The organism is Pseudoalteromonas sp. TAE79 (assembly GCF_000498015.1).
Lineage (GTDB): Bacteria > Pseudomonadota > Gammaproteobacteria > Enterobacterales > Alteromonadaceae > Pseudoalteromonas.
In genome coordinates this window covers 1-22,453 of the sequence record NZ_AUTL01000246.1, presented here as the reverse complement: position 1 = coordinate 22,453, position 22,453 = coordinate 1, and the positions used below count along the sequence as shown (strand labels likewise).

Genomic DNA, 22,453 nt, shown 5'->3' with positions numbered 1-22,453 from the left:
TTTTGTGGCTTTTTTTAATTTAAACCTGCAGAAAACCTATGTTTAATTGAGTTTGCTGGCAGAAATTATGCGTTTTAGGTTGTAAGTTCGATTTTAGATATAAAAGAGTGTGAGAGACCATTAGCTTTAATTGCATATGTTAACTATATGTTTTTATCGCATGTTTAAATTTCTATTATTAGGTATGATTGCTACATAATTATGTTTGAGGAAAACACAGTGAAAAAAGTGACGTTAATTGCGCTTTTAACTACGTTATTAAGCCCTATGGTGGCGGCTAATAACTTAAGTCCGCATGATATTGGTATAACTAACGAAGAGCGTATTTTATATTGGCTTAAAAAAAGAGACCAAATATCTTCAAGTGAGTTAGATAGTTCATTTAAGTCATATATGAGTAACAAAGACGTTGCCAATCACTCTATTAAAAATGGCTTTAGGCAATTTAAACCCTCCTCCAACGTTTTTTCAAACACAAATAAACAACAGGTCGCTTTTTCAACGTCGCTAGTGCCAGATCAAAGCGTTAATGATGTAAAAGTGTTAGCTATTTTAATTGATTTTCCTGATCTTAAACATGACGACAATCAACTTGTAGAGCAAGACACCGATATGTTTTACGCTGATTATTCAACTGAGCACTATCAGCAAATGCTTTTTAATACTCAAGGTTATACAGGCCCTGATGGACAAAGCTTAAAAACGGCTGCTGATTATTATAAAGCGGCTTCGGGAAACAGCTTAAACTTTAGCGGGCAGGTATATGGCTGGGTAACCGCTAATAGCAATGCAAAAATATATGGTGAGCGCCAAGGCAGTACACGGGATATAAATGCGCCCGCTTTAATTAAAGAGGCTGTGGAGAAAGCAGTTGCAAAGTTTAATATTAATTTAGCGGATTATGACTTAACTGATTTAGATGATATTGATGGCGACGGTATCCTTAATGAACCTAATGGCATTATTGACCATGTAATGGTATTTCATTCAAGTATTGGCGAAGAAGCGGGTGGCGGTTACCTAAGCACCGATGCTATTTGGTCGCACCGCTACTATGTATTTGATGAAAATAGCGGGCCGAGCGAGATTGCAGGCAGCAACATTAAGCTCTTTGGTTATACCATTAACCCTATTGATGCCGGGATTGGTGTGGTTGTGCATGAGTTTGGGCATGATTTAGGATTATTAGATGAATACGACTTACAATCTAACACGGTAGGTGAGCCTGTCGCGTCTTGGTCAGTTATGTCGACAGGAAGTTGGGCTGGTTCGCCAAGAGGCTCAGAGCCAGTTATGTTTAGCCCTTATGCGCTTGAATATTTACAAAAGCGGTACAAGGGTAACTGGGTTAACCAGCTTACGCTTGATATGGATGAGATAGAGGCTAACTCACAGCAAACATTAATTAATACTGCGAGTACTTCACAACAGCAAAATCAAATAAAAATAACACTACCACCAAGGCTCGAAAAATTTAGGGCTCCAGTTGAAGGTGATTTTCAATACTATTCAAATACGGGCGACAATATTAGCAACAGCTTAGCTAATACAATAGCGCTACCAAGCACAACTGAGACACTTACTTTAAGCTTTATTGCTTATTACAGTATTGAGCGTGATTACGATTTAGTTCAAGTAAAAGTAAATGGCGAGCCAATCGCGAGTAATTATACGCAAGCGCTTAATCCATACTACGGTGATATTGGTCCGTATATCTCAGGTGATTCATTTCTTAATAGTGATGCTAAGCAACCTAACGGCTATTTGACCCATAAGTTTGATTTATCAGCTTATGCTGGGCAAACAATTGATTTAAAAATTGAATACATAACAGATGCGAACACACATTATTATGGTTTTGTTGTTGATGATATGCGCATTGAGCAAAGTGATACTTTAATTTGGCAAAATAATGCACAAGATCAAGTTAACACTGTGTTTAATGGCTTTGAAAAAGTTGGTAGTTACACATATGCATCGCCATCACATTACTATTTACAACTGCGTTCATACACAGGCGTTGACAGTAGTTTGCAAGCAGAGCAGTACTCACCGGGGTTATTATTGTGGTACAGCAATGAATCTCAAGCAGATAATAATACTACCGAGCATCCAGGCAGTGGTTTTGCATTAGTGGTAGATGCCGATCAGCGCTCAATAAATAAAGGTAGTACGCAAACTCCGGCAGCTTCAGCAATTCAAATACGTGATGCTGCTTTTAGCCTATATCAACAAAGGGCAGGGTTAGGTGATGATGATTTATCAGCTATCACCGGGTTTACTGATAAAACCGATTATAGCTTTGCAGCGCAAAAACCATCGGGTGTTGTGCTTCCACAGGTTGGTTTTGGGTTTAGTATTATAAGCCAGTCAACAGACAGTGAAGATATAGAAGTAGAGCTTACTTACGATGTTACTAAGGGAATTAATTTTACTAAAAACGGTTTAACCGTTAATTTTAGTGTAGAAGGTTTTGCACTTACTCCTGCGGACAAATTTACGTGGAGTTTTGACGACGGGAGCTCCAGCACAGAGTTAACGCCTACTCATGAATACCAAGACTATGGCACTTATAACGTTGAGTTTATGGCAGATAATGGTACTTCACAGCAAGTAGCTGTAGCACAAGTTACATTAGTTGAACCATTAACTGTAAGTGAAATTGAATATGAAATAAACCAAGGAACTTTAACAGCTGACGCATCGCTTACAGGTGGGGTCGCACCGTATACTTATAATTGGCAGCTAGGGGATGGAAGTACTTTAACGACTCAATCGCTTACGTATAATTATTTGTACTCTGGTGATTACCAAGTAACGCTTACAGTGACAGATAACGAAGGCACTGAGCAATCAAAAGCGATTGATGTAACTGCTAATGTTCCGCTTAGCATAAACGCAAACGCTACAGTTAGTGATTTAAGCGCACAATTTAATGCCCAAGTAACCGGCGGCTTTAATAGTTATACTTACAGTTGGGATTTTGGTGATGGCAGTGCGTTATCAAATTTACAAAACCCAAGGCATACTTATCAAGCTGACGGGACTTATAACGTAACGTTGAATGTTACTGATACTCAAACCAATGATACTTTTACACAAGAGTTATCTGCTACTGTACAAAAACAACAAAGTAGTTCGGGTTCAAGTGGGGGATCTCTGGCGGGTTTATTAGGATTACTACTGTTAAGTTTATTTAGGTTTAATACTAACCTGCATAAATACATTAGGTAGTAAACGCAGTTAGCAAACATAAAAAAGCCCGCTAAATTAGCGGGCTATTTAAATTAATAACAAATATTAATTATAAACGGTCAATTACTGATTGAGTGAAATCAGTTGTACCGTGGCTGCCACCTAAATCGCGAGTTGTACGGTCACCTGATTTAATTACATCAGCAACAGCACTACGAATACGCTCTGCAGTATCGCCCATATTTAAATGCTCAAGCATTTGAATAGACGCTAAAATTACAGATGTTGGGTTAGCAAGGTTTTTGCCAGCAATATCTGGTGCACTACCGTGTACAGCTTCAAAAATTGCTGCGTCTTCACCAATGTTAGCACCTGGTGCCATACCTAAACCGCCAACTAAACCAGCACAAAGGTCAGATAAAATATCACCAAATAAGTTAGTCGTAACAATTACGTCAAACTCTTCAGGTGTCATTACTAGCTTCATACATGTTGCATCAACAATCATTTCATTTGATTCAATTTGTGGGTAACGCTCAGCTACTTCACGTGCTACTTTTAAAAACAAACCAGATGTTGATTTTAAAATGTTAGCTTTATGAACTGCAGTTACTTTTTTACGACCTTCGCGTACCGCTAGCTCGTATGCAAAAGTTACGATTTTTTCTGCGCCTTCACGCGTAATGATCGATTTTGCTTGTGCTTCATTACCGTCTTCACTTACTACTTGGCCAGCACCTGAGTACATACCTTGCGTGTTTTCACGAATAGTAATGATATCAATATCGTCGTAACGTGCTTTAGTACCAACAAATGATTTAACTGGACGTACGTTAGCGTATAAACCAAATTGCTTACGAAGTGTTACGTTAATAGATGTAAAACCTTCACCTACAGGCGTAGTTAATGGGCCTTTAAGAGTGATTTTGTTTTTAGCAATTGTATCAACTGTTTCTTGCGGTAATAACTCACCTGTTTTTTCAAGTGCAGCTAGGCCAGCATCAACAAATTCATAATCAAAGTCGCAACCTGCGGCTTTTAATATTTCAAGTGCTGAGTCGATAATGCTCGGACCGATGCCGTCGCCTTTGATCACTGTGATGGTTTGTTTGGCCATTGACTTTTCCTTTAAAGAGTTTGATTTGCACATAAATTATTACTCTGAGAGAGTAACCGCTTGTTAGAACATTTATGTGAACGTGCTTGAAAATTTAAGGGCGCATTTATACCAATTTATCACCCATTTTGCTAGTTTATACAAAAAATACTGGGTATACACGAAAGTTATAATGGGTATAAAGACATAAAATAGCTTCTAATAAACTAAATACTATTAAACAACTCAAGAGATTCTAATTGTTGATAAAAATCAGCTTGGTTATGCCACTTGAGTATTTTTAGCTGTTCATTTAACGTTTGCTGCTGCCACGGAGTTAGCGAAAGTTCAGGTTTAAACACATTTTGAGCAACAATCTTAAGTGTGATCCAAAGTTTATGGGCCTCAGTTAAGTGCTTCTTAGGTGTTTGCTCTGCTTCTAAGAGTGCTGCAGTCCATGGGTTGTCACTCAATAAATGAGTAAGCTGTTGTGTTAGTTGTTCGGTGTTAATTGAACTTACCCCAAAAAATGAGCAAATAGGGGCACTCAATGTTTTATTTGGTGTGTCGTCAATCAGCGTTTTACGAGAAAGCTGTGTACTGCATTGCGTTAATAAAAAATGGGCGTAAGCGTATAAAGGTAAAGTGATGTGCTCAAACTGGTCGTGATCATTTTTACTAACCAATAAAGCCATTATTTTTACTAATCCATTTAATCTGTTAGTTACGTAGGCTTGCAATGGGTGTGGGGTAACATTAACTAATTGTTCAAAAACAACCCGTTGAATTATTGCAGGTGCATTATAATAACCGACCATCGATAAACTATGTTTTAAGTCTTTTGCGGGCTGGTGTTCTTTATTATATGGTTTTACAGCCTCGCATAAATTAGCAATTACGAGAGGGTGAGGCACCATCAGCAGGCTTAATCCTTTATAGCTGTATTCGTGCTGTAACTTAATATTACTTATTAGCTCAAGTAAAGATTGTGCCTTATCAACCTCAAGCTCACTTTGTGGTTTTACATGTTCACTGTTAAATACTTTGAAGCTAATGGTTTTATCAGTGCAATGCCATTGTTTTGGATTATCGTTAAGCGTTGCTTTTACTCTGTACCAGGTTAATTTATTTGGATTTTCTGTACTAATTAAAACATGCCGTTGTTGTGCATCAGTTGCTAAATAAATCATGGTTTGCTCAGCGTATAAAACGCGGCTTCCCGGTAATAATGGCCCTAAATGCGCTATTAGTGATTGAATTAATTGCAGTGCGAACAAGTTAGGTGTGCGAATGTACAAATCGGTAAGTGCTTTATATAAGCTAATATGTTTATTAGCCGTATTGCTCGTAATGTTCATGCTAATAATATTTGCTAGAGCAATCAGCGTTATGCCCCCATCGTAAAGCATTATTTTAGGAGCACTTACCAATGCTTGTTTATACTTATTTAATTTAGCTAGTAACTGCGTAACAGGTTTGGCTGAATCGCCACTAGCTAACATTACTTTTGCTGCTAACTGATGACGCATTTTCCAAATTTTTTTATCAGAATCTTGAAAAGGTGTTTGCTCGCAAAGCTTGTTTAATTGCGCTCCAACACATAAATGTTCAATGAGTGTAGCGGCTATGTATAGCTCACTTAAGGCACTATTATAATTTTGAGATTTACACAGGGCAGCAGTTATGACGCTCTGACTAACAACTAAATTTGTTGCATAAGAATAACTTGGATTATAAAGCGTTAATCGGGATTGTAATGCGAATGGCTGTTTGCTGTAGAGCTCTCTATATTGCTCAGCTAGCTTACTTGCCATTGGATATAGAGCTGTCCATTTTTGTTTATTGTTGTAATAACTTAAAAACAGCTGCGTATTATTAAGCAGCTGCTCTAAGGTAGTTGAAACAGCTTCATCCATTAAACCTTCACCTAATTTTGTTCTTGGTATTTATTGTATGCACTCGGGCCCCATAAAAACAGCTGCCCATTTTTAAATAATAGGCCAGTACATTCATCCATAGTGGTAATACCGTCAGATGTTTTATGTTGTGTACGATAAAAAACTATCTGAAATACTTGTTCACCATCTCGTTTGGCATAAGTAAGATCGGGGCTGCCTAAGTAATCAAGAACACTATTTAGTGTTGTTGGCTGCTCAAGTGATAGTTTTTCGATGTAACGTTTATTGAAAGCCTCTCGGTCTTGCCAAATCATAGCTTGAGGATCGTCTTTATAAAAGGTAATCACCAATGCAGCTATCAGTGCATATAGCCCTAAACCTAAAATTAAATATCGGATAAATTTTTTCAATATGGCTTACTCTGACTCCGGTAACTAATATCAGTATACGTTTTGTAATGTTTAGAGGCTATTAACTTGCGACTAATTAAGTCTTAACTGCTTTAAACTAAAACCTAAATTTATATCGGTGCGTAAACTAACCAAGTGCTTTGAAATTACGTACATATCCATATTAGCGGCTAACTTTGCTTTAATACTCGGGCTTAGAGACTCATCTTCGGCTGCTTGTTCAATTGAGTTATAGTTATTAACTATTTGCTGCGCAGATTTAGTACCTATTCCTTTAACTCCCGGAATATCATTTGTTTTATCGCCCGCTAATGCCCAAAAATCAACGAGTTTATTTTGCTCAACACCAAAACGCTCTTTTATACTTGTCTCATCTAGATAGAGCTTTTTAAAGTAATCGTAAACTGTAATGTAAGGGCCAATATAAGGTAAAAAGCCTTTATCAGTAGAAACAACAGTGCTCGTTATTTGATTATTTGATGCCTTAAAGGCAAGCGTTGCAATAATATCATCAGCTTCATCGTTAATAGGCTCAAATACTACAATACCTGTTTCTTCAATTGCGGCTTTAAAATGCAATAGAGCATCTTTTAATACTTGGGGCATTGGCGCGCGTGAATGTTTGTAGTCTTTATAAAAATGATAACGCCAGCTTTTGTCACCATCGAACACAGCAATGGCATGGGTTGCATTACTCGTATCTAAAAGCTTTTTACAGGCGTGGGCTACACGTGCACAGCACGTTTGTATCATTTGCTCGTCGCTATGATGTTTTTGATTTGCGTCAACGGCGTAAATGCGCCTAATTAAATTAAGCGCATCAATAAGAAGTAAATGGGGTTTCAAACTATAAAACTCATGCTTTTATTTTGTAACATGGAACATATTTACTACCAGGGAGCTTCATGCGACCTTGAAGAACAAATGCCTGTAATAATTTATCCATATTTGTCATAAGGGCAGGTTCGCCACTTAAAATGTATGGACCGTTTAGTTTAATGGCTCTAACGCCTTCGTCTTTTACATTACCAGCAACAATACCAGAGAAAGCTCTACGCAAATTAGCCGCGAGTAGCTGTTTAGGCTGATCAAGGTGTAAATCTAGACTTGCCATATTTTCATGTGTTGGTGCAAAAGGTTGTTGAAAGTCGTTATCTATTTTTAATGTCCAGTTAAAGTAGTAGGCATCACCTTCACTTTTACGGTAATCACGAACATTAGCCATCGATGACTTTAGTTTTTGACCGACTAATTCAGGATTATCAATAATTACTTGAAACTTATCCAAGGCTTCCTTACCAAGTGTCATTTCAACGAACTCGCATAGCTCTTTAAAGTACGCCTCGCTTTGTTTGGGGCCAGTTAAAATAACAGGTAAACATTGCTTAGTATTATCTGGGTGCAACAATATGCCTAATAAATATAACAACTCTTCAGCAGTACCTGCGCCACCAGGAAAAATGATAATTGCGTGAGCTGTTCTAATAAAAGCTTCAAGGCGTTTTTCAATATCAGGTAAAATAACGAGTTCGTTTACAATAGGATTTGGTGGCTCGGCAGCAATAATGCTTGGCTCTGTTAAACCTAAGTAGCGATTATCGGTGTTACGTTGCTTTGCGTGGCCAATAGTTGCGCCTTTCATTGGGCCTTTCATGGCACCAGGACCACAACCGGTACAAATATTTAATCCACGTAAACCAAGTTCGTAACCTACTTGTTTTGTGTACTTATATTCAACCTCGTTTATTGAATGTCCGCCCCAGCAAACAACCATGTTAGGCTCGCTTTTAACACGCAGTGCACCTGCATTTCTGAGCATATCGAACACCATATGGGTTATGGCTTTTTGCTCTTTTAAATCTTTTTCGTATTTTTGACAAATAAACAAAATATCACGAATAACAGAAAATATATGTTCGTGAATACCGGTAATTATTTCGCCATCAACAAATGCGGTTTCGGGTGGGTTTTCAAGCTCAATTTTAATACCTCGTTCGCGGCTTACTAAACGAATATCAAAATCTTTGTATTTGTCGTATATATCGTTACTGTCGTCGGTATGGCTACCTACATTGAGGACTGCAAGTACGCAGTTTCTAAATAATTTATAACGCTCACTAGCAGACGATTGCTCTAATAAATCAACTTCTAATTGCGACAGTAAATCTAAAACCCCAGTTGGGTTTAACTGTATTAACATAGACGTGCTCCTACTACTAAATCGTAAAACTACTTGTCATAAAAGTTATAATAGCTATGACATTATTTACTGGTACAAAGTCTATCTCGCCCTGAATTTTTGGCTTCGTAAAGTGCATCATCAGCTCTATCAAATGCTTTTAATAGGGTATCGCCTTTTTTAAATTGAGTTGCACCTACCGAAATAGTGATCTCAATTTGTTTTTCTCTAAATTTAAAAGGTATATTTTTAATTACCTTTCTTACTTTATCCAGGGGTAATGTTGCGTTTTCTAGCGACACACCTGGCATTAACATTACAAATTCTTCACCGCCATAACGCGCTATAAAATCAGACTTTCTTACCGATTTTTGCAACGCTTTTGATATAACTTGTAAGGTAATATCACCTGCGGTGTGGCCAAATCTATCATTGATAGATTTAAAGTGGTCAACATCAATAACTGCAAGCGTAACATCTGATGGCTGCACATTAAACAAATGCATTTCGTGATTGTAACGTTCGTCAAATGCAGCCCGGTTAGGCAGTTTTGTAAGTCCATCTAGTAAGCTTTTAAAGCGCTGTTCGTTTAAGCGTTTTTTATACGTTGTTAACTTATCTTCTAAAGTAACAATTCGAGTCTTTATTTCATTAAAGCTAGCGCTAAGCATTTCTCTGTCTTTTCGTTCTAACTTTTCTTTTGCTATAAAATCTTCGCTTATTGATTTTAATTCGTTATCTACGAGTTCTTTTAAAGATGAGATTGATGTAGCTTTTTGCGTTTGCTCATTAAGATTTTTTATTTTTAGTTCAATGCTTTTATTAAGTGAGTCAAACTCAACTTCCATAGACTCAGAGTGCTTGCTAGTTGAGACGATAGAGTTATGTAGATCTTCGAGGGTTTGATTTAATGAAACTAAAAAACTTTGCGCGGATTTACGCTCTTTACTTATATTTTTTACGACTACATCAATAATACTAATTGCAACATCGAGTAATGAGTCGATTGAGTCACTTTCTGTAATATTATTTTTTATATTATTAATTTGTAGCGTAGCTTCTTCTTCAAGTATAAGTTCATTAGCGAGCTCAAGTAGTTTTTTTGCACGCGCCTGTTTTATTGGGCGCTGCTGATCAACTTGAGGGTCTTGTTTGGTAAGCAACGCTTCATGATAAAAGCTAATAAGTTGATCAAGTAGCGGAATGTAACCATGAGTTGAATGAACGTTATTAATCTCGTGATCGAGTAAATTTCTTAGAGTCCTACGAGTATCGTCAGGTAAACCTTTGGTTTTTTGTAATTGTTTACCGGCACTTTGCACACTGTTGTATAAATTACGTTGCTGAGCTTGTTGAATCGATTCTTGGTTTTTAAGTAGGATTAAAGTTTCACTAATAAGGGGAGCAAGGTTTTCAAAACTCATGCCTTTATTAAGCGCACTTCTAAATTTGGCGAGGCGATTATCTAACTCGATATCTAGTCCTTTACAGCTCAACGATAGTTTAGCTGTAAAGTCACATAGAACATCTACTTGATGTTTGCGAGCACTCTCAACAGCCATACGCGCATCAATTGCTTGTTTTAGCTTTTTATCTGTTGCGTTAGATCTTTGTGACACCTAAGCATACCGCCATCAAATTAATTTCATTATCTTCAGTTTACAACAAATTTTTATTATGTGTAGTTATCTAGTAAAAAACTTAGAAATTTTAATAAGCTACTACTTATAAACTCGTATATAGGGTCATTTATCGTATTTAATTCACTTTTAAATAGGGGCTTGTTAGTCTTGTAAGCAATTAAGTTTCCACTAAGAGTCTCTATGAAAAAGTTATTAGCCCTTTCAATTTTAGCTGCATGTTCTGCACCTGTATTTGCCGATGTAAATTATTCTTTAGAAATCTCGCAACCACAGCATCATTTAGGTGATGTAAGTGTTGAGTTTCCAAAAACAGCGCAAGCACACCTTGATATAAAACTTCCTGCGTGGCGCACGGGTCGCTACGAAATGTTAAACCTAGCAAATGGTATTCGCTACTTCAAAGCCAAAGATGAAGATGGCAAAGAACTAAAATGGGAAAAAATAGATCACAGTACATGGCGTGTACATCTTAATGAACCTACAGAAGTTAATGTTGACTACCAAGTGTATGCAAATGAGCTTGGTAAACGTGCTCGCCACATTGACGACAGCCATGCATTTATAGATGCGTCAGGCTTTTTTATGTTTAGTGACTCGTTTCGCCAAGAGCCTGTAACCGTTAATTTAGACGTGCCTAAAAAGTGGCGTTCTGTATCGGGTATGGATAATTTAAAAGGCAAAAATTCATTTAAAGCAGCCGATTACGACGTACTTGTTGATTCACCAATCGAAACGGGTATTAACCAACTACACACATTTGAAGTAGATGGCCGTGAATACGAGTTAGTTATATGGGGCGATGGTAACTACGATGTAGAGCAAATGCTTACCGATCTTAAAAAATTAGTTGCCACGGGTAATGTAATTTGGGATGGCTATCCGTATGAGCGTTATGTATTTATGGTGCATGCAACATCAGGTGCGGGTGGTGCAACAGAGCATTTAAACTCAACAATTATTCAACGTCCACGCGATAGATTTGGTAGCCGCGAAGATTACCTAGGTTTTATTAGCACCGCTGCGCATGAGTTTGTTCATACGTGGAATGTTAAAGCATACCGCCCTCAAGGTTTAGTGCCATACGATTACACTAATATGAATTACTCTAAACTGCTTTGGATTGCAGAGGGTTCAACAAGTTACTTTGAAGATCATTTATTAGTGCGCTCAGGCATTCAAACAACGGATGAATTTTTTAAAGTGATGAGTAAAACAATTAATCGTCATTTGCAAACACCGGGCCGTGAAGTGCAAAGCGCAAGCGAAACAAGCTTTGATAAATGGATTAATCAAGGTGGCGATCATGCACGTAACTACAGCACCAATATTTATTCTGAGGGCTCGTTACTTTCACTTGCTTTAGATATCGACTTACTAGAAAAAAGCCAAGGTAAAATAAGCTACCGAGACGTACACAAAGCACTTTATAACAATCATAAAATGCCCGCTGGATTTACAGATACAGATGTACTTAATATCTTAAAAGATTTAACAGGACGTGATTATTCAAGCTGGTGGCAAGAAAATGTAGAGTCGCCTGCAAGTATTAACTTTGACGACTTACTTACTAAAGTAGGTTTAAAGTTTGAGCGTCCTGAAAAAGCAAAAGCACTTGCAAGTATTGATGCTACCGCTAAAAACACGGGTGAATTACTGACGTTAAGTTATGTACGCCGTGGTGGCAGTGCGTGGAAAGCGGGTTTAACTACCGATGATAAAATTGTCGCTATAAACAAACATCACGTAGGTAAAGATTTAAAAACCAGCCTAGAAACGTTTAAGGCAGGCGACAAAGTAACCGTTGACTATCTTCGTCGCGATGCACTTGAAAGCTTAACATTAGTATTATCAGAAGATTTCGATAAGCCTAAAAAAGTAGTTGCTGATAAAGAGGCAACGCCACAGCAAAAAGCGCTTTTCAAAGCATGGATTGGCGTGGAACATCCAAATGATGTGACAAAAAAATAAATTTAGTTTTTATAGCGTTTAAATACAGTTAACAATTATTAAAAAAGAGCTTCGGCTCTTTTTTTGTTTTGTATAATGGCGTATATAATGTACATGGAAATTTAATATTAAAATTAAATTTAATTATTATTTGGTGTTTTTTATTACTAAATAAAATTACTTATGGATATAGCCTCAAAATGAAATTAGACGACGTTGCTTCAGACTTAACCAACCAATTTGTAATTAACGACTATTTGCATCAGTTATTTGATGCGGTAAATGTAATTTCTGTTCAAGGTTATGACAATGAACGTCGTGTTATTTATTGGAATGAAGGCAGTGAGCGACTTTACGGATACACAAAAGAAGAAGCCATAGGGCAAAAAATAGAAGACCTTATAATTCCAGAGCCGATGTGTGAATTTGTAATTGACGCACACAGTGATTGGGTAGAAAAAGACATAGAAATTCCAGCATCCGAAATTACCCTAAAAGGTAAAGATGGCGAAAGTGTATCTGTTTTTTCTAGCCATGTTATGTTTACAAATCAATATAATACAAAACAAATGTATTGCATTGATATTGACTTATCTGAGGTTAAAAAGGCACAAGCAGATGCATCATTTAATGAGGATATGCTAAAAACTATTTTTGAGGCAATTCCTGACTTATTTTTCTTGATGAAAAATGATGGAACTATTATTGAGTATCATGCCAGTAATGAGACCGATCTCTATACCAAGCCCAAGCAATTTATTGGTAAAAAAATGGGTGATGTACTCCCGCGCGATGTAGCCGAAAAATTTGAAACCTATATCAGCCTCGTATTAGAAAAAGAGCAGATGATGAGCTTTAAATACGAGCTAGCTTTGCCCCATGGGCTCGTTTTTTTTGAAGCAAGAATAAATAAAATAACAGAACATAACCAGTTAATGGTTATTATTCGAGATATTACAGAACAGCATAAATCAGATGAGCTAATTAGACATCAAGCGTATTACGATAGTCTAACTTTACTTCCAAATCGTTTTTTAGCACTTGATCGTTTGTCGCAATTACTTATTGAAGCACAAAGAAATAACGAAAAAGCAGCGGTACTGTTTTTGGATTTAGATGATTTTAAAAAAATAAATGATTCGTTAGGCCATGAAACAGGAGACAAACTTTTAATTGAATCAGCGCAAAGGCTGCAAGAGGCATTGCGAAAAGACGACACGGTAGGGCGCCTAGGTGGAGATGAGTTTATCGTATTACTGCGAGGTATAACTGATCACCATGCAGCGCTAAAAATTACTGAAAAACTGGTCAATAACTTTAGAGCCCCTTTTAAAATTGAGGGCCGAGAACACATACTTACAGCGAGTATTGGTGTAGCCATATACCCAGAAAATGGTACAACCGTTGCTGATTTATTACGAAATGCTGACACCGCAATGTATCAAGCAAAATCATATGGTCGTAATACTTATTCATTTTTTACTAAAAAAATGAATGTAATTATTCAGCGCCGACTAGTAATAGAAGAGCAGATGCGTGGCGCCCTTGAGCGTGATGAATTCGAGTTATTCTACCAACCCCAATTTGACGCCAAAAATAAACACATCATTGGCGCAGAAGCGTTATTACGCTGGAATAACCCTGTGCTAGGTAATGTAACTCCCGATGAGTTTATACCTATTGCCGAAAATACAGGATTAATTGTACCCATTGGCAAGTTTGTAATTAGCCAAGCATTAGATTTTTTAAACACATGGCAAAGTACCTGCAAACGCCAACAAAAATACACCATGGCTGTTAACTTATCGCCTCGTCAATTTAGGGACGTAGGGCTGCTCAGTTTTATTCAAAACTCATTGAGTGAAGCAAACGTAAATCCCGAAAATTTAGAGCTTGAAATAACTGAGGGAGTGCTGATGAGTTGCCACACTAATGTTGTTGATATACTGACTGAAATAACAGCATTAGGCATTAACTTGTCAATGGATGACTTTGGTACAGGTTATTCATCATTAAGTTATTTGAGAGAATACCCTTTTAATGTACTTAAAATAGATAGAAGTTTTATTGATGGTATTGTACTAAACAATGAAGATTGTAATCTCGTAAAGGCAATTATTGCTATGTCGCACAGCTTAGGACTGACAGTGGTAGCCGAAGGTGTAGAAACAAAAGAGCAGCATACTTTATTGAACGAATTGGGTTGTGATTTTATGCAAGGCTTCTATTTTAGTAAACCAATACCAGCAAAACAGTTTCTTGATTTTTCGATGAATTTTGATAAAAAGTAAGATTAAACACTCGATTGTAACAATTCATTGCACGGCTATTGACCTTATTGCCCCATCGCGAGTAACCTGTTATAGAAACAAATAAAAAGGATTCTATAATGCGTTTAAAACCTCTTGTAGCTACATTAGTAGCCACATTTTCTTTATCATTTGCAAGTAGTGCCATAGCCGACGAAGGCATGTGGCAACCACACCAACTTCCAGAGTTAGAATCAATTTTAAAAGCCAAAGGGCTTGAAATTGATGTTGAATCTATTTCTAAATTAACCGAATTCCCAATGAATGCGGTAATTAGCCTAGGTGGCTGTACAGCATCGTTTGTATCGCCTAAGGGTTTAGTTGTGTCAAACCATCACTGTGTTTATGGCTCGGTGCAATACAACTCAACACCTGAAAACAATATTTTAGAAAATGGCTTTTTAGCTAAAAGTCCTACAGAAGATTTACCTGCAGCGCCGGGCTCACGCGTCTATGTAACAAAAACGGTTACCAACGTAACAGATGAAGTAATTAAAGGTACTAACGAGTTAACAGCAAAAGCACGCTACGACGCAATAGTAAAAAACGAAAAAGCGCTAGTAGCCCAGTGTGAAGCCGACGAAAGCTACCGTTGTAATGTGTATTCGTTTCATGGTGGTTTAGAGTTTTACCTAATTAAGTCACTTGAAATTAAAGACGTACGTTTATCTTACGCACCAGCTATGGGCGTAGGTAAATACGGTGGCGATATAGATAACTGGATGTGGCCGCGCCACACAGGCGACTTTGGTTTTTACCGCGCTTATGTAGGCAAAGATGGAAAACCAGCTGAGTACAGCGAAGACAACGTACCTTACGTACCAGACTCTTACCTAAAAGTAAGTGCCAAAGGCGTGCAAGAAGGCGACTTTGTAATGGTTACAGGCTACCCAGGGCGTACTAACCGCTACCGCATTGCAACAGAGGTAGATAACGTATTTAACGACAGCTACCCTAAAGCACGCGTTCATAACTCAAAATACGTGTCGCTTATTGAAGAAAACTCAGAAGACGGCAGTAAAGCGCGTATTGCTTACGAAAGCACCATTGCAGGTTATAACAACTATATTAAAAACTATGGTTCGATGATCGAAAGCTTCAAAAAAGGCACTATGCTTGAGCGCAAAAAACAGTTTGAGCAAGAGTTAACACAATGGATCAATAGCGATGGTGAGCGTAAAGAGCAATACGGAAGCGTATTAGGTGAGCTATCTGAGCTAATTGCACAATCACAAGAGCACAGTGAACGCGACCGAATGTTAGGTTATGTACATCGCTCACAGATGATCAGCACAGCACGACGTTTATACCGCCTAGCTTACGAAAAACAAAAGCCAAATAGCGAACGTGAATCTGGTTATCAAGAACGTGACTTACCTCGCATTAAAGCAGGGCTTGAGCGCATGACGCGCCGTTATGATAGCAAAGTAGACAAAGCTATTTTACTGCACTTTTTAGAGCTGTATGCAGCACTTCCAAAAGAAGAGCGCTTTAGCGAGGTTGATAACGTATTTAAAGTACAAAATGGGTTTGATAAAGCAACCCAAAGCGCGTTACTTGATAGCATGTATGAACAGTCAAGACTCGATAATGCCACTGTTCGCAATTCATTATTTGAACAATCGTTTAGCCAGCTAAATCAAAGCCAAGACCCATTTGTGCATTACGCTAAAGCAATATTTAAAGTAATGAAAGCACAGGAAGATAAATCAAAAGCACTTGCAGGTAAATTACAAGCAGCTCGTCCAAAGCTAATGAGCGCAATAATTGCGTTTAACAAAGCTAAAAACAAACCTGTATACGCCGATGCCAACAGCACACTACGAGTAACCTATGGCACCGTAGGTGGCTACTCACCTCAAGATGGCTTGGTAGCAACACCTTTTACCTCGCTTGAAGGGTTACTCGCTAAAAACACCGATGTTGACCCATTTAATGCACCTAAAAAGTTACAAGAGCAAATTAAAGCCAAGCTTTACGGTGATTACACGGGCGGCATGAATACAGTACCAGTAAACTTTTTATCAAATGTAGACACTACCGGTGGTAACTCAGGTTCGCCAACACTTAACGGCAAAGCAGAGCTTGTTGGTTTACTGTTTGACGGTGTTTACGAAAGTATTATTGGTGACTGGGATTACAACCCTGAGCTTAATCGCTCAATCCACGTTGATTCACGCTACATGCTGTGGGTAATGGATAAAGTAGATAATGCACAAAACTTATTAGACGAAATGACAATCGTAAAATAAGTAATTAGTGAGATAAGAGAAGGGCGCTTACCGTAAAGGAAGCGCCTTTTTTGTTAATCATAATGGGTTACGGTTTGTATACGTCAGTAGCATAACTTAGTTTTGCTAAGCACGCTTCTCTTCATCGCGAAGTGTTAAAACTTCGAAGCCAGTTTCTGTTACTAGAACGGTATGTTCCCACTGAGCAGAAAGTTTCTTGTCTTTTGTTACGACTGTCCATCCATCTTTTTTAGTTTTTACCTTCTTGGAACCTTGGTTGATCATAGGCTCTATAGTAAAGGTCATACCTGCTTCAAGCACTAACCCTGTATGAGGTTTACCATAATGCAAAACTTGCGGCTCTTCATGCATTTCTTTACCAATACCATGACCGCAATATTCACGTACTACACTATAACCAGAAGATTCAGCGTGCTTTTGAATAGCATAGCCAATATCACCAAGCGTTGCTTTTGGCTTTACCACCTTAATACCTTCCCACATAGCATCATAAGTCGTTTTAACCAATCGTTTGGCTTCTGAGCTTGTCGCTGCAAAAGTATACATTTTACTTGAATCACTGATATAACCATTTTTCTCTAAGGTAATATCAATATTTAAAATATCTTTGTTTTTTAATTTATAAATATTATTGGGTACACCATGGCACACTACGTCATTAACAGATGAGTTCAATGAATACCGATAGCCATATTGGCCTTTACTGGCAGGACGAGCATGTAACACATTGGTAATATAGCTTTCTACTTTAGTGTCTATATCTAACGTAGTTATGCCCTCGCAAATAAAATCATCAAGCATTTTAAATACCTGAGCTAAAAGCTTTCCTGATTCTCTCATGAGCTCAATTTCTGCATCAGTCTTTATTGTTGCTTTACTCATGCAAAAGATCCTGAATAGTAAGCTTTTCTTTTATGAGTTGTTTTTTAATTATTTCATGGTAGGTAAGTGTCGGATTTAACTCAGCAAGCATGCCTATTTTAATCCAAAACTCTGCTTGTGAATTGATAGATCTGGACATGATATTACTCGATTTTCTAATTTCTTCATGCAGCCCATCTGATATTTTCACTATTCCCATTATATATACCGTATATGGTTCATGCATGTATCGTATATAATGAAAACATGGATGTCAACTTGGAGGTCTTACAATCAAAAGTGTATTTCTCTGCCACTTCACAAGAAAAATGATTAATAAGCAATGCTTTATGTTTGCATTGAATTATATAAGTAATCCTTTTAAACTGCATTGGGGCAGCTGATAAATTTAATGGGTTATGATATGAGATTGAATGTGACAAGAAGTGCGACTAGTATTTTATATAGCGCTATTTTGTATTTTCACTGTATTATTTTTGCACTAGGAATGGTTGAATCTACTTTTTCTGGGTATGAATTAATGAAGGTGATAAGCCCCACGACGGCAATAATTTCACTGTTAATTGCAGGCGTTTTAGCAACCATAAAAAAAGTAAGTCTATATACAAAGAAGTATTGCATCGCAATAGCTACAGTTGCTGCATTGTGTTTTCTATTTATTCAGTTTTCTTTTTTATTGCATATGCAGGTTAATTTCGATCTGGGAAGCCTTGATAACAACCCATTTACTTTATCATTGTACGCCATTTTTATGTTTACTTGTTTTTCAGCAATTACTATCAAAGCTTTTCATAAAAATATAAAAATAAATGAAATGAAAAAAATAAAATTAGTCGTATTTATAGTTGTATTAATCGGTTCAACTGTGTGGCATCAGTCATCTTTGAATCTAGTCAGAACCCAAGATGCTAATGCAAGAGAAAAAATACACTTATTAGAAACAATGATAAACCGCTCTTTGGCTTCACAGAAAAAAGCTCTAGCTAGAATAAAGACTAGAGTAGAAAAAGTTAGTTTTGAAGATTTTATGCGTCTAATTAATATAGACTCAAAAAATTACATTAGTGATTATAATATAATCAAAGGTGTTTTAGTTCTTGATAATGAATTAAATTATATTTCAGGCGATAATTTTTCTAGCAGTTTTTACTTAAATGGAATGCTAGAAAAACCTACAATAAAATTATGGCTTAAAAGAGATATAGAGGAAGTCCAATTTGCAGCTAACTCATTAACTCTAGACTCCGATATACCAATTTTAATGTTTTTAGCCCCTGTTAAACTTGCGAACCAAAGTCGTTTTTATATATTAAATTTACTAGATATGAACTTATTATTAGAGAAAAGTTATTTAAAATATCTTAGTCGGTATGATACATATTTAGAGTTAACTCCAAATGTATACTTTTCAGTAGACTATAAAAATAAAACTCAGTCTGATTTAAACAAGCTAACTAGCCGTTATAACCATTTTATCACTGAAAAAATAAATGTGATGGGTTTAGTTGAACATAATGTCTATACCTTTATCAATGACTATGAAGCAATACACATTGATACCATAATTGATCAATTAATATTATGGTTTACGTTTCTATTTATATTTATTTTTGTACTGGTAGCTGATTCATCAAGAGCCTTAGAGTTTAGTACAAAGCATGATGAATTAACTGGTTTACTGAGATTGAAAGCTTTGGAAGAAGAGTTTCTGCAGCTTAGCTCGGTTAGAGGATATAGTAATTTTGCAACTGTAATAGTTAAACTAGATTTTTATGAAGAGATACATAACTCTTTAGGTTATGAAATCAGTGATAAAATTCTGAAAAAAGCTTCTGAAAGAATAAGTATAAATGTTGACAACCGAGTATTAATTTCTAAGGGAATTAACGATAGCTTTGTTTTATATTTTACAGATACTACACCAGCTATCCTTGAGCAAAAAATTGAGGCTCTAATACTCGATTTATCTAAAGCGTACTGTATAGACACATTTGACTTCAATCTTACTGCAAGTGCTGGAGTGGTATTTTATCAAACCCCCGAATTATTTAATTTTAAGCTTAACCTTCAGCAAGCAAATATAGCCCTTGAAAAATCTACAGAGCTTGGAGGGAATCAAATACACTTTTATCAACAAATAATGGATGATAAACACAGCGAAAAAATTATTATCCGAAATAATTTACACACGGCTCTAAAGAACAACGAATTAGAAGTGTTCTACCAACCTATACATAACTTGAATGGGAACCAAATTGTAGGTGTTGAAGCGCTAGTTAGGTGGTGTTGTAACGGTGAATGGATCTCTCCGGCAAAATTTATCCCTGTAGCAGAAACTACGGGTCAAATAGTTCAAGTAGGTAAACAAGTTTTAAATCAAGTCCTTCACGATATAAAAAAACATTCGCAACTTCAAAATATAGCCGTAGCAGTTAATTTTTCAACCAAGCAGATTATTAAAGACAATTTTTCTATCGACTTACTCCATTTACTTACTCAAAATAACATCACATATAAAAATTTCACTGTTGAAGTCACTGAGTCCTCCTTTCAAGAAAAGACATCTATAGAGAAAACATTACTTGAATTAATTAATTCAGGTTTGAATGTTGCTATAGACGATTTTGGGACTGGTTTTTCAAGTTTGTCATATCTTGCTAATCAGCCCGCGAACATTATTAAAATTGATCGAGAGTTTACTCTTGGAGCGGATAAAGATACGAAAGAACGAAAGCTTTTAGATACCATTATCAAAGTTTGTTATGACTTAGGCAAAAAAGTGGTAGTAGAGGGGGTAGAAGATGAAAAGCTAATTACACACTTATCTAGATATAAAGGTATTAGGATTCAAGGATACTTTTTCTCAAAGCCGCTTCCTGTTGACCAACTTATTGAATATATTCGAGCCATACAATACAAATAATATTAGTAATTTATGTTGTCCTCTAAAGTTTCTAATACATATTTCGATTAAGCTTGTTTTATTTAGTGCTTAATACTAATTCATTAAATATAACCTTAAAATAACTTACTACCTAATGGAAGAACACAGCCATATAAAGTTTTTTTATATGGTTTTTCTAAAAAGTTCAAAAGAACATAATCCTTGAACTCATAGCTATTAACCGCCTTAACTTAAATCAAATCACCTAACAGCCTTTAATATATTTCATGTGCATTTTATAACCAAGAAGTGCTAGCTTAGTGGTAAATTAATTGAAGGAAATAATTATGAAATTAGAGTCATTAGCACTGCACCACGGTTACGAATCTGAGCCTACGACCAAATCGGCAGCCGTGCCTATTTATCACACTTCTTCTTATACATTTGACAACACGCAGCATGGCGCTGATTTATTCGATTTAAAAGTACCTGGAAATATTTACACCCGCATAATGAACCCAACCAATGCCGTACTTGAACAACGTATTGCCGCGATGGAAGGGGGCATTGGTGGGCTGGCCGTTGCCTCTGGGATGGCTGCTATTACGTATGCTATTCAATGTTTGTGTGAAGTCGGTACTAACATTGTCAGCACCAGCCAAGTATATGGTGGGACGTATAACTTATTTGCTCATACACTACCTAGGCAAGGTATTGAAGCACGCATGATTAAAGCTGATGACTTTAGCGCATTCGAGGATGCCATTGACGACAGCACCCGTGCTGTTTTTTGTGAATCTATTGGTAACCCGGCAGGTAATATTGTTGATATTGAGCGTTTAGCACGTATTGCACACAGCAAAGGTGTGCCGCTTATAGTTGATAATACCGTGGCTACGCCGTATTTATGCCGTCCATTTGAGCTGGGCGCCGATATAGTGGTTCACTCACTGACAAAGTATATAAACGGGCACGGTACTGCTATTGGCGGCATGATTGTCGACTCAGGTAAATTTGATTGGAAAGCGAATGCTACACGTTTTGCAATGATGAACGAGCCCGATCCGTCGTACCACAATGTGGTTTATACCGAAGCTTTTGCTGAAGCTGCATTTATCGGTCGCTGCAGAGTAGTGCCACTTAGAAATACCGGCGCAGCGCTTGCCCCTAAAAACGCATCTGACATTTTAATCGGCCTTGAAACCTTAGGCTTAAGAATGGATCGCCACTGCGAGAATGCACAGCAGCTAGCTGAGTATTTAGAAAATCATCCAAAAGTGCTTTGTGAATCGCCCCGAGTTCATCGGAGACCAGTTTGTTTAAGTCAGGCCACTTTACCTGACTCGTTTAAATTATCATAGTAGTCTGTTTCATATTGAGCTGGTGAAATATACCCAATTGAAGATAATAAGCGTTGATTATTAAACCAATTGACCCACTCTAACGTTGCGTATTCAACAGCATCAACATTCTTCCACGGGCCATTTCTGCGAATAATCTCTGTTTTAAATAATCCATTTATTGTTTCAGCCAATGCATTGTCATAAGAGTCACCCACACTGCCTACAGACGCTTGAATTCCAGCTTCAGCAAGTCGCTCAGTGTATCGTATAGACAAATATTGGCTGCCTCTGTCGCTGTGGTGAATTAACCCTTCGGGGTTGCCACGATGCCAAATAGCTTGCTCTAACGCATCAAGAATAAGCTCTGTGTGCATTGTCGTTGATACACGCCAACCTACAATGTATCGTGAAAAAA

At 37.1% G+C, this 22,453-nt stretch carries 14 protein-coding genes and 1 pseudogene; 6 read left to right on the top strand and 9 right to left on the bottom strand.

Annotated elements, in window-relative coordinates:
• Positions 1 to 219 precede the first annotated feature (219 nt).
• Positions 220 to 3,234 carry an immune inhibitor A domain-containing protein gene (locus L655_RS0119380; protein ID WP_024606003.1) on the top strand — a complete coding sequence of 1,005 codons (3,015 nt, stop codon included), beginning with the start codon at positions 220 to 222 and terminating at the stop codon, positions 3,232 to 3,234.
• Positions 3,235 to 3,304: 70 nt separating this feature from the next.
• On the opposite strand, the gene L655_RS0119375 is transcribed toward L655_RS0119380, so the two are convergent.
• From L655_RS0119375 to L655_RS0119350, 6 genes are all read right to left on the bottom strand, one after another.
• The gene (locus tag L655_RS0119375) at positions 3,305 to 4,312 is read right to left on the bottom strand and encodes an isocitrate dehydrogenase (protein WP_002960311.1); all 1,008 of its coding nucleotides are present in this window, start codon (positions 4,310 to 4,312) and stop codon (positions 3,305 to 3,307) included.
• Between the two features lie 206 nt (positions 4,313 to 4,518).
• The gene (locus L655_RS0119370) at positions 4,519 to 6,207 is read right to left on the bottom strand and encodes a hypothetical protein (protein ID WP_024606002.1); all 1,689 of its coding nucleotides are present in this window, start codon (positions 6,205 to 6,207) and stop codon (positions 4,519 to 4,521) included.
• 11 nt (positions 6,208 to 6,218) lie between these two features.
• Positions 6,219 to 6,602, bottom strand: coding sequence for a DUF3192 domain-containing protein (locus L655_RS0119365; RefSeq protein WP_024596929.1), 384 nt, complete (start codon positions 6,600 to 6,602; stop codon positions 6,219 to 6,221).
• A gap of 69 nt (positions 6,603 to 6,671) precedes the next feature.
• Entirely contained in the window at positions 6,672 to 7,445 is a 774-nt protein-coding gene (gene xni / locus L655_RS0119360; protein WP_024596930.1) for a flap endonuclease Xni, read from the bottom strand.
• A gap of 10 nt (positions 7,446 to 7,455) precedes the next feature.
• Positions 7,456 to 8,799 (bottom strand): nucleotide 5'-monophosphate nucleosidase PpnN, encoded by a 1,344-nt coding sequence (gene ppnN, locus L655_RS0119355; protein WP_024606001.1) that lies wholly within the window; start codon positions 8,797 to 8,799, stop codon positions 7,456 to 7,458.
• A gap of 62 nt (positions 8,800 to 8,861) precedes the next feature.
• Positions 8,862 to 10,397, bottom strand: coding sequence for a GGDEF domain-containing protein (locus L655_RS0119350; protein ID WP_024606000.1), 1,536 nt, complete (start codon positions 10,395 to 10,397; stop codon positions 8,862 to 8,864).
• A gap of 204 nt (positions 10,398 to 10,601) precedes the next feature.
• Between L655_RS0119350 and L655_RS0119345 the strand changes: the two genes are divergently transcribed.
• From L655_RS0119345 to L655_RS0119335, 3 genes are all read left to right on the top strand, one after another.
• On the top strand, positions 10,602 to 12,389 hold the full coding sequence (locus tag L655_RS0119345; protein WP_002960304.1) for a PDZ domain-containing protein: 1,788 nt from the start codon (positions 10,602 to 10,604) through the stop codon (positions 12,387 to 12,389).
• A 179-nt stretch (positions 12,390 to 12,568) separates the two neighbouring features.
• Positions 12,569 to 14,659, top strand: a complete 2,091-nt coding sequence (locus L655_RS0119340) for a bifunctional diguanylate cyclase/phosphodiesterase (RefSeq protein ID WP_024605999.1) — start codon at positions 12,569 to 12,571, stop codon at positions 14,657 to 14,659.
• Positions 14,660 to 14,757: 98 nt separating this feature from the next.
• On the top strand, positions 14,758 to 16,929 hold the full coding sequence (locus L655_RS0119335) for a S46 family peptidase (protein WP_024605998.1): 2,172 nt from the start codon (positions 14,758 to 14,760) through the stop codon (positions 16,927 to 16,929).
• Between the two features lie 105 nt (positions 16,930 to 17,034).
• Here the strand turns inward: L655_RS0119335 and map are convergent, their stop codons facing one another.
• Positions 17,035 to 17,811 carry a type I methionyl aminopeptidase gene (map, locus tag L655_RS0119330; protein ID WP_024605997.1) on the bottom strand — a complete coding sequence of 259 codons (777 nt, stop codon included), beginning with the start codon at positions 17,809 to 17,811 and terminating at the stop codon, positions 17,035 to 17,037.
• Positions 17,804 to 18,010, bottom strand: coding sequence for a ParD-like family protein (locus L655_RS0119325; protein WP_024596935.1), 207 nt, complete (start codon positions 18,008 to 18,010; stop codon positions 17,804 to 17,806). The genes map and L655_RS0119325 overlap by 8 nt, the downstream gene beginning before the upstream one ends.
• Before the next feature lie 192 nt (positions 18,011 to 18,202).
• Here L655_RS0119325 and L655_RS0119320 point away from each other — a divergent pair, with 192 nt between their 5' ends.
• Positions 18,203 to 20,734 carry a bifunctional diguanylate cyclase/phosphodiesterase gene (locus L655_RS0119320; protein WP_241764520.1) on the top strand — a complete coding sequence of 844 codons (2,532 nt, stop codon included), beginning with the start codon at positions 18,203 to 18,205 and terminating at the stop codon, positions 20,732 to 20,734.
• Between the two features lie 308 nt (positions 20,735 to 21,042).
• Positions 21,043 to 21,978, top strand: a pseudogene (locus L655_RS0119315) (aminotransferase class I/II-fold pyridoxal phosphate-dependent enzyme); the annotation flags it as partial.
• A 41-nt stretch (positions 21,979 to 22,019) separates the two neighbouring features.
• Here the strand turns inward: L655_RS0119315 and L655_RS0119310 are convergent.
• A partial coding sequence (locus L655_RS0119310; RefSeq protein WP_024604509.1) for an IS3 family transposase occupies positions 22,020 to 22,453 on the bottom strand: 434 nt, incomplete at its 5' end.